Source organism: Microbacterium sp. RURRCA19A (assembly GCF_900156455.1).
Classification (GTDB): domain Bacteria; phylum Actinomycetota; class Actinomycetes; order Actinomycetales; family Microbacteriaceae; genus Microbacterium.
In genome coordinates this window covers 25,393-39,083 of the sequence record NZ_FTNQ01000005.1, presented here as the reverse complement: position 1 = coordinate 39,083, position 13,691 = coordinate 25,393, and the positions used below count along the sequence as shown (strand labels likewise).

The 13,691-nt window shown below is 69.0% G+C and carries 6 protein-coding genes; all 6 read right to left on the bottom strand.

Annotated features, from left to right (window positions below):
• Positions 1-13: 13 nt before the first annotated feature.
• Positions 14-829, bottom strand: coding sequence for a carbohydrate ABC transporter permease (locus BW982_RS15645; RefSeq protein ID WP_076494891.1), 816 nt, complete (start codon positions 827-829; stop codon positions 14-16).
• Positions 829-1,800, bottom strand: coding sequence for a carbohydrate ABC transporter permease (locus BW982_RS15640; protein WP_076494889.1), 972 nt, complete (start codon positions 1,798-1,800; stop codon positions 829-831). Before BW982_RS15640 ends, BW982_RS15645 begins: the two co-directional genes overlap by 1 nt.
• A 29-nt stretch (positions 1,801-1,829) precedes the next feature.
• Positions 1,830-3,074 (bottom strand): sugar ABC transporter substrate-binding protein, encoded by a 1,245-nt coding sequence (locus tag BW982_RS15635; protein ID WP_076494886.1) that lies wholly within the window; start codon positions 3,072-3,074, stop codon positions 1,830-1,832.
• A 97-nt stretch (positions 3,075-3,171) separates the two neighbouring features.
• Positions 3,172-4,173, bottom strand: a complete 1,002-nt coding sequence (locus BW982_RS15630) for a LacI family DNA-binding transcriptional regulator (RefSeq protein ID WP_076494883.1) — start codon at positions 4,171-4,173, stop codon at positions 3,172-3,174.
• Between the two features lie 161 nt (positions 4,174-4,334).
• Complete coding sequence (locus BW982_RS15625; protein ID WP_076494881.1) at positions 4,335-8,519, bottom strand: LamG-like jellyroll fold domain-containing protein; 4,185 nt, start codon at positions 8,517-8,519, stop codon at positions 4,335-4,337.
• A gap of 381 nt (positions 8,520-8,900) precedes the next feature.
• Entirely contained in the window at positions 8,901-13,523 is a 4,623-nt protein-coding gene (locus tag BW982_RS17545) for a family 43 glycosylhydrolase (protein WP_175611127.1), read from the bottom strand.
• Between the last annotated feature and the right edge of the window lie 168 nt (positions 13,524-13,691).

Sequence of the window (13,691 nt, the reverse complement as noted above, 5' to 3'; positions counted from 1 at the left end):
GGCCTTTCGAGGGTCAGTCTTTGACGGCGCCGGCGGTCACACCGGCCGCCACGTAGCGCTGGGCGAGGATCAGGAGCACGGCGGCGGGGATGGATGCCACCACGGCGGTCGCCATGATCGCGTTCCACTCCTGGTTGTTGTTGCCGATGTACCGGTAGATGCCGATCGTGATGGGCTGCAGCTTGCCTCCGCTGTTCAGCGTCGAGGCGAAGATGAAGTCCGACCACGACCACAGGAACGCGAACAGCGAGACCGTGACGATCGAGTTGCGGCTCACCGGCAGCACGATCGAGCGGAAGGTTCGCCAGGTGCCCGCCCCGTCGATGCGGGCGGCCGCGAGCAGTTCGTCCGGGATGCCGCGCATGAACGCCGTGAAGATCAGCACGCCGAACGGCACCGCGAGCGTCGAGTCGGCCAGGATGAGCCCCGGGATCGTGTTCAGGATCCCCGCGTTGAGGTAGATGGCGTAGAAGCCCATCGCCATGATGATCCCGGGGATCATCTGCGCGATGAGGAGCACGAAGCTGAGGGCGTTCCCGCCGCGCGGGCGCAGCTTCGCCAGCGCGTAGGCCGCCGGCGCCGACAGAGCCAGGGTGAGGATCACGGTCCCGACACCGACCACGAAGCTCGTCCCGAGGAACGGCAGCTGGTCGGAGAGCACCCGCTCGTACCCCTCGAACGTCGGGGTGAGCGGGAACAGATCCGGCGGGGACTTGCGCATGTCGCTCTGCGGGGTGAGCGACACGTTGATCATCCAGTAGACGGGGAACAGCATGATCCCGGTCAGGACCACGCCGATGAGCGTGATCCACCACGGTCGACGTTTCATCACACCTCCAGACGGCGCTGCGCGCGGATGTAGATCAGCCCGAAGACGAGGGCGATGACGATGAGCAGGTTGCCGACGGCGGCCGCCGGGCTGAGGTCGGGCAGGGCCGAGCCGAATCCCAGCCGGTACGACCAGATGGCGAGGGTGGTCGAGCTGGTCCCGGGGCCTCCCCGCGTCATGATCCAGATGATGTCGAAGACCTTCAGGGTGTAGACCAGGCCGAGCAGGATCGTGATCGCCGAGACCGGGCGCAGCAGCGGGAAGGTGATGCGCCAGAACTTCTGCCACGCGTTCGCGCCGTCGATGGATGCCGCCTCGTAGATGTCGCCCGAGATGTTCTGCAGGCCGCTGTAGAGGATGACGAGGTTGAACGGGACGCCGATCCAGATGTTCGCGATGAGCACGGACACGAGTGCCGACTGGGGCGACGTGAGCCAGTTGACCGGGTCCAGGCCGATCGCGCTCAGGGCGGCGTTGACGACGCCGGAGTCGGAGTTGAGCATCCACGACCACGCCGAGGCCGAAACCAGCAGCGGGAGCAGCCACGGCACGAGGAAGAGCGCCCGCAGCGTCGCCGACAGCGGGAAGCGCTGGAAGAAGAACACCGCCAGCGCCATCCCGATGGAGTACTGGAAGAGGATCGAGACGAGCGTGAACGTCGCGGTGTTGGCCAGGGCCGGCCAGAACGTGGCGTCCTGGAAGACCGTGACGTAGTTGGCGAGCCACACGAACGGGGCGTTGCCGTCGATGAACGAGCGGACGGTGTAGTCCCGCAGGCTGAGGTCGAGGTTGCGGTACAGCGGATAGGCGTAGAAGACGACCAGGTAGATCACGACGGGGGCGAGGAACGCCCACGCGGCCCACTGGCCCCGGTGCCGCGGACGGCGGCCCGGGGTGGGGAGGGCGGCGGCGGCCGCCGCCCTCCCGGAATCGCCGGTGCCCGTCGATGCAGTGATCTGCGTCGCGGTCATGTCGGCGTGCCCCTTTCGAGTGGATGCGGTTACTTGGACGACGCGGCCTGCTGGGCGGCCTTCAGCGCGTCCTGCGGCGACTGCGCACCGGTGAGGGAGTTCTGCACGGCGGTCCACAGCTGCTCGGAGATGACCGGGTACTTCGTTCCGAGGTTGTCTCCGGTGCGGGCCTTCGCGGCGTTGACGGCGGTGACCCACGGCTGGAGCGAGGCGTCGCCGGCGAGCTGCTCCTTCTGCGCCTCGGGGGTGGCCGCGACGTAGTTAAGGGTGTTGTCGGTCTTCACCACGTTGGCCGTGCTCGTGAGGCACTCGACGATCTTGGCCGAGGCCGCGTAGCGCGCGGAGTCCTTCTGCACCGGCAGCGTGAGGAACTCGCCGCCGGTCGGCGCGGGAGCCGCACCGCCCGTGGCCCCCGGGATGGGGATGACCTCGTAGCCGGCCTTCGCGGCTCCGGCCTTCTGCCAGGTGCCGTTCTCCGCGAAGCCGAAGTCGCCCGTCTCGAATTCCTGCCAGCTGGTGGTCTGGGTGTTGTTGATGACGGAGTTCGGCGCCCAGCCCTTCTTCACCCAGTCGGTCCACAGCTGGACGGCCGAGACGGCCTGCGCCGAGTCGAGCTTCGTGAGGTCGGCGCCGGAGCCCCAGAACCAGGGGAGGAACTGGAAGCTGCCCTCCTCGGTACCGATCCCCGAGAACGTGATGCCCTTCTTCCCGGACGCCACGACCTTCTCGATCGCGGCGTTCAGGGTCGTCCAGTCCGTGATGGAGGTCGGGTCGACGCCGGCCGCGGTCAGCACCTGCGGGTTGTAGTACAGCGCGAGGGTGTTGGCCCCGATCGGGACGCCGTACGTCTTTCCGTCGACCACCGAGGCGCCGAGGATGTTCTCGGCGACGTCGCCGACCTGGAGGCCGTTCTCGTCGGTCGCGGTGAGGATGCCGGCCTCGACCAGCGTCGAGACGGCCGGGTTGTCGATCAGCAGGATGTCGGGCGAGTCGCCCTGCTGTCCGGCGAGCAGGGCCTTGCTCGTCAGGTCGCTGGTGTCGAAGCCGGTGCGCTCGACGGTGACCCCTGCGTCGGCCGCGCATGTGTCGATGACCTTGGCCCAGTCCGACGAGGCGTCGTACTGGGGGTACGGGTCCCAGAACGTGTAGGCGCCTCCGGTGCCGCTGCTGCTGTCGCCGGTGCCGCCACCGGCACAGCCGGCCAGAATGCCGACGGCCACGGCGCCGATGGCGACCGCGCCCAGAGCGCGGGTACGGGTGTTGTTCGTGCTCACTGCGATTTCCTCTCTGAAATGTGACTGCGTTGTCCTGCAGATGACGCGTTGAACCGGTTCGACGACGGGCGACGAGAACGGCACGCGTCCGCCGCCCTCAGGCGGTGCTCCCCCTGTCGGTGAGCTCCGGCTCGATGAAACCGACGACGGACGGGCCGTGTGCGGGATCGGCGATGCGCCGGACCAGGTGCTGGACCGCCATGCGGCCGAGCCGGTCGGGGGAAGTCTCGACCGCCGTGTACGGCAGGAGGAAGGTGCGCCCGAAATCGCGCGAATACAGGCTGACGACGGAGAGGTCCCGCGGCACGACCGTTCCCCGCTCATGGAGGACGGCGGGGAGGGCCGCGATCGATGCGTCGTTGTGGACGATGAGCGCGGTCGCATCCGACCGCGTGTCCAGGATCGCGTTGAGGCTGCGCTCGATGCCGGGCGACTGGGATTCGCCGTAGTACGGATGGAGACGGATGCCGTATCGCGCCGCGCGCTCCAGGGCGGCGTCGCGGAATCGCCACGCGTACGCTCCCCCGCGCTCGAACACGTGCCGGGGCGGCGAGACCAGCAGGATGTCGCGGTGCCCGAGACCGTAGAGGTGGTCGACGATGATCCGCGCGGCCTCACCGAAGTCGAGGTCGAAGACGTCCAGGCCCTCGGTGTCGCGCGGCAGGCCCACCAGCGCACCGGGCTGACGTGCCTCACGCAACGCGGCGAGTCGGGGGTCGTCGTGGGTCACGTCCAGAAGCACGACGCCGTCGACCATGTTCGACGACGTGATACGTCGAACGGCGCCGGGGCCGTCGCCGTCGGTGACCATGAGGATGTCGTAGCCCAGCTCCCGCGCGGCATTCGAGACCGCCAGGATGTACTGCAGCATCGCGGGCGGGAACTCGTCGTCGTGGAACTGCAGGAGCAGCCCGAGGACCATGGTCTGCGAGGTCGCGAGGGCGCGCGCGCCCGCATTCACGGTGAAACCGAGCTCGGCGATCGCGGCGTCGATCCGCTCGCGCGTTTCTCGGGAGATCGGCCGGTTGCCCGACAGGGCGTAGGAGACGGTGCTGCGGGAGACGCCCGCAGCCTTGGCCACATCACCGATGGTGGTCATGTCGCGCCCCTTTCATCATCGAACCGGTTCGATCATCGTACCGCCGTTCTGCCCGGGGGAGCAAGAGCCATGTCGTCGAATACCTGTCATTGTGACCCGGAATCACCCGGACCACGACAGAACCCCCGCGACGGCTGTCGCGGGGGTTCTGCGGGTCAGGCTCAGTCGGCGGCGCGACCGCGCCGGCGTGAGATCAGGCCGGCGCCGACGGCGACGGCGAGAGCGCCCGCCAACACCGCCCCGAACCCGGCGAAGGCACCCCCGGTGGTCGCCAGCGACCCGCCGGTCGAACCCGTGGAGGACGCTCCCCCGCCGCTTCCCGACCCGGTCGACCCCGTGCCCCCACCGGACCCGGAGCCGCCACCGGTTCCGGAACCGCCGCCGGTGCCCGGATCGGCCGCGGTGACCGACAGCGCGGCCGACGCGGTGCGGCCGGAGTCGGCCCCCGTGGCCACCAGTTCGTGGTCGCCGACCGGCGCCGTGCCCGGGACGATCACCGACGTCGAGAACGCACCCGCGGCATCCGCGGTCGCCTCTCCGAGGACGATCACGTCGGAGTGCAACTCCAGTGCGACCTTCTCGTTCGGGGCGAAGCCGGAGCCCGACACCGACACGGTGCCGCCCTGCGCGACCGACGTCGCGTCCACGTCCACCGTCGCCACCACCGGCGGAGCGTCCGCGGGACGCAGCGCGGTGAAGGTGAGGCGGTCCAGGTTCGGCGCCCACTGCGAGCGCAGCCCCAGGGTCGGGAACCGCTCCGAGATGAAGGTGGTGCCGTTGAAGTCCGGCGCCTCCTTCGAGGCGAAGGACACGGTGTTCTCCCCGGCCCCCAGGTCGACCGGGACCGTGAGCTCCCAGAACTGGTTGGCGTTGTAGCTCTGCGGGAACAGCACCTTCTGAACGGTCCCGCCGTTGACCGAGATGTCGGCACGACGCGCCACCGGGTCGGGGTTGTAGTGCGATGCGGGCGACTGCTCCTCGTTGGAGTAGCGCACCGTCATCGCGTACGTGCCCGCCTCGGCGACCGTGACCTTCGTCGTGAGGGTGTTGGCGTTGTCCTGCGCGCCGCCGACGCCCACGACCGCCTTTCCACCGCTGGCGAGGGAGAGATCCTGCACCCGGGCGGACCCGCCGAAGACGCCGTCCTCGGCCTCGATCGTCTGGCTGGCCAGCACGCCCTCTGAGGGCTCGACCGCCACGCGGTCCACGGCCAGGGCGCCGCTGCCCCCGACGATCTCGACCTTGTTGATGCCGCCGACGAGGAACGCGGGGACCCGCGCGGTGTCGGAGACCTCGCCGAGTTCGACGTCGTTCACCTTCAGGATGCCGGTTCCCCCGCCGAGGGTCTTCACCTCGAGCGACTTCTCCGCGTCGTCCTTGCTGTACACCCAGAAGGTCGCCGACTGGCCCGCAGCGACGTCGACGTATCCGGAGCCCGAGACACCGGGCCGGTCGTATGACGCCGTGGCTCCGTGCAGGACGGCGTTCTCCGCCTCGTACAGGGGCGTGTAGTCGGGGTTGGCGAGCGTCAGGTCGATCTTGTCGATCAGCGCGATGCCCTTGGTCTTCTTCGATCCGTCCAGGCTCTGCGAGGCGACCGTGATGGTGTGGCGCCCGCGGGTCAGCTCGACGGTGGTGTCGGTGTGGTTCCAGACGACCCACTTGTATCCCAGCTCGGCGTAGACCTCTTGCTCGGCGGCGTCGTCGACGCGCACGAACATGTTCACGGGACCCTGCTCCTCGTTGCGGGGTTCCTTGTTGAACGCGTTCGCGAGGATGCTGAGGTCGTACGTGCCGTCCGCCGGCACGTCGACCTGGAAGTTCAGCGCGAGGTCTCCGGTGGAGCCGTCGCCCGACGCCTCCCCCGTGATGTTGCCGACGTTGCGGTTGCCCGACGTGTAGAACTTCCCGACATCGGCCGGCGACCCCTCGTAGTTGACGAAGTGGCCTCCGCCGGTGAACGGCGCATCCTCCGCCTCGTAGACGCCGCGCCACGACACCGGGGACTTCGCCGGGCTGGTGGTGTCCGTGCCCGGGGTCACGATGACCTCGTATGCGGAGTCGGTGCCGAGCGCGGGCAGATCGCCCTGGCCGAACTGCAGGCTCAGCGAACCCCCGACGATCGGGGCGTCGAACTCGGCGACCGTCTGCGGTTCGCCGGAGTCACCGATCTGACCGGTCCAACGGATGTCGCGCACCTGGACGTGGGCCGAGCCGCCGAGGTAATCGGGCAGGCGATCGAAGTAGACGCTCTGATCGCCCGTACTGCCTCCGAAGAGCGCGTGCACCTTCTGGTTCGCGTCATCGACGGTCGCCACGCCCTGGAGCGTGTAGCTCTGACCGGGCTGCGGCGGGTGCACCGTCACGGTGTCCCCGGTCATGTTCCCGTACGCGTTCAGCAGCCACCACTGCCCGTTGCCGCGGTTGGACTGCACGGCGGAGTCGCTCAGGTTGCCGTCGATGTTCCAGTAGGCGATGTCGGCGTCGATCTTGGAGTCCTCGATCGCGGAGATCCACTGGATCATCTGCGCCGGAACCGAGGTGTGGTAGTTGAAGGCGTACTCGTTGACATTGATCGGGAGATGCGTCCCCGCCCACTTCGTGCCCGCGAACAGCTCGTCCTCCCATCCGCGGTAGCGGGCGACCGAGTCGCGGATCGTCGCGGGGTTGCTCAACTCGTGCCACGTGAAGACCGCGGGGACCGTGTCGTTCGCGATGGCGTGCTGCAGGAAACCGTACGTCTGGTTGAACAGGATGCTCGTGTTCGGGCCGCTGACACGGGCGTCGGGCATCTTGTCCTTGATGATCCGGTAGGCGCGGTCCCACGCGCTCAAGAAGCGATCCGGGTCGTCCAGCCAGCTCTGGCCCCAGAAGGACTGACCGCCGTTGCCGTACATGTTGCCCTCGGGCTCGTTGAACGGCACGAACACGATGCGCTTCTGGTACTCCGCGGGGAGCTGGAGCACCTGATCGACCTGCGCGCCGATCGAGTCGAGGAACCAGGCCTCCTTCTCGGCGCCGTTGTTTCCCGGCACCTCGTACGGGAAGCCGCGGTTGATGTCGGTCATGTAGATGTAGACGTCACCGTTGGACGAGTCGGCGAGCGGCTTCACGACCTCGAGCGCGTCGGCGCCCGGGTGCTGCGGGCCGTCCTGCGCCTTGGTCGACACGGTGCGCAGTTGGATGCCGTCGATCAGGTTGTTCGAGGGCAGACCGGGGCCGTAGAGACCGTAGAGGGTTCCGGAGGCCCCTCCCATGAAGGCGCCCGTGCGGTCACCGACGTCGATCGAGAACTCGCCGGGAGTCGTGACGCGCACGGTCGCGGTGACCGCGGTGTCGGTGCCGTCGACGGCGCCCTGCACGGTGAAGACGCCGCGCTGCGCGTAGGCGGACGCGGGGACGTCGGCCCAGGTGACGGGCGCGAGTCGCTGCTGCCCGTCGTCGAACTCGGCCTTCACGCCCGGGAGCTGCGGCGCGGCACCGATGTCGGTCTGCACCGTCACGCTCGTCTCCAGCACCCGGGTGAGCTGGGGCGCGGCATCCCCCGCGAGCGCGCGCACCTGGCCGGCGGTGAGCGCGGTGTCGTACACCTGGAAGTCGTCGATCGCGCCGGCGAAGAAGGGGTGGACACCGGTCCAGAAGGGCTGCCCGATGTAGCCCGAGTCGGGCGAGGACGCGCCGAAGAGGGCGCTGGAGACATCGGCGCCCACCGCGGTGCGGGCGACTTCGAGCCCGTCGAGGTAGTACACCAGCGCTCCGGCGTCGATCGTCGTGGTCACGAGGTGCCACTCGCCGGAAGGGAGCGCCGTCGATCCTGCGGCACCCGCCTCGCCCTGGCTGGTGGGCTTCACGCTGGAACGGGCCTTGTCGTCGCCCTGGAACCGCGGCGTGTAGAACGCCGCACTGTCCTTGTCCTTGCCCAGCGTGTAGAGCCACTGGAAAGCGTCACCGCCGTCCCACTTGACCCAGGACGAGATGGTGGTGGAGGTCAGCCCCTGGAACAGACCCGAGGGGACGGTGATGAACGGCGCGGTCGTCGAACCTGCGGCCCCGCCGGAGAGGTGGAGGGCCTTTCCTCCGGCCGGTCCGTCGACGAGCTGGGCGGAGCCCGGGTTGTCCAGCACGCCGTCGCGCCCCTTGCCCGACTCGTCCTTCACCGTCGCCGTGACGGATGCCGCGGCGTCGAAGTCGTAGTCGAGGATCACGTGGCCGCTCGGGTCGTCGGCGGGGGCCGCTTCGGCGAGAGGGACATGGACGGGGGAACCGACGGCGAGGGCGGCGACGGCCAGCCCTGCCGCGACGGTGGTGATGGGCGCGCGGGCGGCGCGCCGTCGAGTCGACCTCATGGAACTCTTCTCTCGTCGTTGAGTGGGGTCACCGGGATTTTGTGTCGAACCGGTTCGACACACGGTAAACGGGAGACTCGTCCGCCGTCAAGGGCGAAGCCGCATGTCACGTGCCCCGTCTCCGACGACCGTGCGCGGACGAACGCCCGGCGGCACCCCCGCAACCGCCGCCACCCCCGCGGCCCCCGCCACCCTCGCACCCGCCGCCACCCCTGGCGCGATAAACGCGATCTACGCCCAGAAACGCGGGGACAGCGCGTTTCTGGGCGTGGATCGCGTTTATCGGTGAGGTGACGCCGGTCCGCTCGAAGGGCGGGGACGAGACCAGAAGGAGCCCGGATGCCATGGCATCCGGGCTCCTCCCGTTCGATCGTCAGACGATCACGACACCGTGCGTCGCGGACGACGCAGGGTCCACACCACTCCTCCCGCCACGAGCAGGAAGGACGCCAGCAGCGCCGCCCCGAGCGGAGCCTGCGCCCCGGTCGCGGCGAGCTGGCCCGCGGCCACCACGGTGATCGGGATCGTGCGGATCACGTTCCCGTCGGCGCCGAACACCACGATCGTGTGGCTGCCCGCGGCGAGGTTGCCGGGGATCTGCACGTCGAACGTGACGCGGCCGCTCGCGTCGGCGGCGGGGATGCCGGCGATGCGGATGGGGTCGCTGCGCAGCTCCGCGGTGATCTGCTCACCGGCAGCCAGGCCCGTCACCGTCACGCGCACGATCCCCCCGCGCTCGACCGTGGTGGTCGAGACCGACACCGACGGGGCGGCATCCGGAGTGCTCGTGGGCGAGGCCGTCGGGGTCGGCGTGCCCGTGGGCTCGGTCGTCGGCTCCGGCGTCGCGGTGGGCGTGACCGTCGGCGTCGCCGTGGGCGTGGCCGTCGGCGTCGCCGTGGGGGTCGGCGTCGGGGTCGGCTCCGTCGTGTCGGGAACCTCGCGCGGCGCGACGCTCGACAGGGTCGGCTTCACGGCCTGGAACAGCCCGTCCGGGCCGATCTCGAGGCGATCGATGGTCGTCTCGCGGTTCGTTCCACCGCCGCCCGGGATCGCGAACCGGTGGTACGCGATGTACCACTCGTCCGTGCCCGGCACGTTGATGATCGAGCTGTGTCCCGTGCCGAGGATGCCCTGCGAGGTGTCCTTCGAGAGGATCACGCCGCGGTACGTCCACGGGCCGTCGATGCTCGCCGACGTGGCGTAGCCGACGCGGTAGTCGGCCGAACCGGTGTCGTCGATCGAGTACGTCAGGTGGTAAAGACCGTCGCGGTAGTTCACGAACGTCCCCTCGCGGAAGTCGTTCAGACCCGAGATCGGCTTGATCGTGCCCGCCTTGATGCTCTTCATGTCATCGGACAGTTCGCCGTAGACCGGGTTGCCGTTGCCCCAGAACAGGTAGTACTTCCCCGTCTTCGGGTCGTGGAACGCCGCCGGGTCGATCGCCTGTCCGCTGTGGACGCTCTCACCGTTGGTGATCATCGGCTGAGCGTCCGCGGTGAACGGCCCCTCGGGACTGTCGGCGACCGCGACACCGATCTCCTTGCGGTTGTCCTGCGGGTTGTGACCGCTGAAGTAGAAGTAGTACTTCCCGCCCTTCTCGATGATCGTCGGAGCCCAGGCGTTGCCGGTGGCCCACGGGACGTTGCCGTTCGTGCCGTCCAGCGTCAGGAACGGCTTGTCGGACCGGGTCCAGTCGACGAGGTTCTTCGACTTCCACACGTAGAACGTGTTGCCGCCCCAGCCGGGGACCCCGTCGGTGGTGGCGTAGATGTAGTACGTGTCACCGAACACCGCGATGTTCGGGTCGGCGTACAGGCCCGGCAGGACCGGGCTCTTCATCTCGACCGCCTTCAGCGTCCAGACCACATCGGCCTGCCCGTCGGTCTTCAGCGTGACCGTGACCGGCGTGCTGAGGTTTCGGACCGTGCCCGATGCCGGGGTCGCCGTCGTGCCGGACGCGGTCGTGAACGTCGGGCGCAGCTTCGTCAGGTCGGTGCCCGGCACGACGGGGAACAGCACCGTGCGGTTCTCGGCGTCGACGATCGGGGCGACCTTGAGCGCCGCGGCATCCTGCAGACCGACCTCGGTGATCAGCCCCGGGTTCTGGGCCGCGACCTCGTCCGGGCTCAACGCGCGGTTGTAGAGCGCGAACTCGCGCATCTGGCCGCGGAAGAGGTTGTCGTCGTTGTACACGGACTTGCCGAGGTAGTTCGCCAGGGTCGTGCCCTTGCCGATGTCCCCCGGTCGGACCGTGACGTTGGTGTTCTCTGCGACCTTCTGGCCGTCGAGGTACAGTCGCGCGGTGTTGCCGCTCAACGTGTACGTCAGGTGCACCCAGCGGTCGCGCGGCAGGGCGCTGGCGGCGGACGCGTTCTGCTCGCCCGTCCAGTTGCCCGTGGTGAGCGCGCCGCGGTACTGGCCGTTGCCGGTCGAGAACAGGTACCCGTTGCCCTTTCCGTCTCCGCCGGTGTTGCCGAAGGCGTACAGGAAGTACGGGTTCTTCTGCGCCGCGTCGATCCGCACCTCGGTGTCGACGGTGAAGTCGGTGACACCCGCCAGCACGTTGTCGGGCAGATCGACGTAGTCGTTGCTGCCGTCGAAGGTCAGCGCACCGTCCGAGAACGTCGCCCCGCCCTGGATCTGCGCGTCGCGGCCCGCACCGGAGCGGTCGTGCAGCGTGGCGCCCGAACCGTCGGTGAAGTCGTAGCGCAGGACCTCGCCCTTGTCGTTCGCCGTGACCGGGGTCACGCCGGGCTCCGTGACGATGTTCTTCCGCAGGGCCGCGAGCTCCTCCGCGGTCACGGGCATGACGGTGCCGTGGCGCGGGCTGCTCGGGAGCGTGTAGCTCGCCGGGACCTGCCAGTTCGGGTTCGCGATGTCGGTGGTGGCCAGCGGGATGTACCCGCGCCCGCCGTACTCGTCGACGAACAGGTAGTACTTGTCGCCGTTGACGTCACCCGGGTTGGACTTGAAGATGCTCGGGCCTTCCACGGCACCCGTGCCGGCGTTCTTGCCGATGCACGACGTGACCTGCGTCCAGTCCTTCAGCGGAGCGGTCAGCACCGCGGAGCTCTCCTGGATGATGTCGCTGCAGCCGGTGGTCCCCGCGCCCTCATCCTTCGTGAACCGCTGGTAGACGCCGTTCGCCTTGATGACGGTCGAGTCGATGCGGGAGATCCCGCCCTGCCAGACCTGCGGCGCACTGAAGGTCACGAAGTCGCGCGTGGTGGCGTACATCATGCTGTTGGGCACGTTGGCGGTGTGATTCGGGTCATCCGCCGGGTAGATCTTCGAGGCCCAGAACACCACGTACTGGCCGAGGCTCTCGTCGTAGTACGCCTCCGGCGCCCAGGTGTTGCCGGCGGTGTCGGGCGAGACCCGGACGTGCCGCTGGTCGCTCCAGTTCACGAGGTCGTGCGACTCCCACACCTCGATGTACTTCGAGCCGATGGTCTGCGAGTCACCCCACGAGGTGCCTCCACCGATCGAGAGGTCGGTGGCGATCAGGTAGAACGTGTCGCCCTCGGGAGAGCGGATGATGAACGGGTCGCGGAGGCCCTTCTCCCCGTACTTCGAGGTGAGGGCGGGCTTGCCGCCGTTGAGCTCGGTCCACGACAGCGCGTTGTTGCCGTTGCTCGCGGCGAAGTAGATGTTCTCGCCCTCGATCGTGTTCCCGGTGAAGTACGCGAAGGTGTAGCCCTCGAAGGCACCGAGGTGCACGGCCTTGCGGACGTTCACGACGATGTCGCGCGTGCGGGTCGCCGAGCCCTTCGTCACGGATGCCGTGAGCGTGACGGTCGTGTCGGCCTCCTGGCGCGCGACGACACCCGTGGCGGAGACCACCGCGGGGTTCGAGGTCGTCCACGTGACGGGCAGACCGTCCGCCATCGTCGGCAGCGTCAGATTGCCGCGCGCATCGTCGGCGTTGACCACCGTGATCGCGTCGACGGCGCGCTGCGCGGCTCCCGCGTCATCGGGGACGGCCAGCACGGTGGCGGTGAAGCCGGTGCTCTGCGTCGCGGTTCCGCGGGTGAGAGTGGCCGTCAACGTGACCGTGGCGTCCGCCTGTCCGGCGGCGGGGCGCGTGACCGTGCCCGTGGACGACACCACCGCGGGGTTCGACGACGCCCACGAGATGCTCGACCCGTTCGTGCCGCCGGCGGGCAGGGCGATGTCCGCGGTCACGGCGCTCAGGTCGCCGAGGCCGAGGGCGGCCTTGTCGCGGGCGACGCGCTGCCCATCGGTGGGGACGAGCGTGGTCACCTCGTCGGCGGAGAGGGCCCGGTCGTACATGCGGAAGTCGCGGAGGCTGCCCGCGAGACGCTTGTCGGGGGTGTAGTTCGAGCGGCCGAGGTAGTTGGCGGTGGTCTTGCCGCCACCGATCGCACCGGGGGTGGTCGTGGTGTTGGTGTTCTCGGCGACCTTGACGCCGTCGAGGTACAGGCGCGAGGTCTTGCTGCCCGCGTCGAGGGTGTAGGTGAGGGTCTTCCAGACGCCGCGGTCGAGGTTCGCCGAGCCGCGGGTCTCCTGCTCGGTCGACCAGTTGCCGCTGGCGATGCCGGTGCGGGCCGGGTTGCCCGTGGCGAACAGGTAGCCGTTGCCGTACCAGTCCGTGGTGTTGCCGAGACCCCAGATGAAGTAGTTGCCCGACTGCTCCGGGCGCACGAGCACGTCGGTGCTGACGGTGATGGATGAGAGCCCCGCGAGGATGTCGTTGGGAACGCTCACATAGTCATCGGCGCCGTCGAGTCGGACGCCGTCGCCGCCGGTCAGCGAGGGTCCGCCGACGTAGGCGGCGTCGCGACCGTTGCCGGAGGCGTCGTGGGCGACGGTCCCCGAGGTCTCGTCGAGCGGGTAGGAGACGACCAGTCCGCTCGTGGGTGTCGCCGCATCTGCGGCCAGGGGGACGGCGATCGGTGCCGCGACGAGCGCGGCGACGACCGGGACGGCGAGCGCCCAGGAGGGAAGACGGCGGGGGAGCGCCGTCCGGTGGAGTGTAGGCACGGGGGTGCGGGTCCTCTCGTGAATGCGACATTGCATGAGTCGACGACAACGACGACTGACGCGATGTTAGCGCTCACAGTGCCCCGCTCGCCAGCATGTGACGCGAACCGACCGCCTGAGAGCGATCCCACGCCCTGTCACGCCGGGACGGATCCGGTTCGGTGTCCA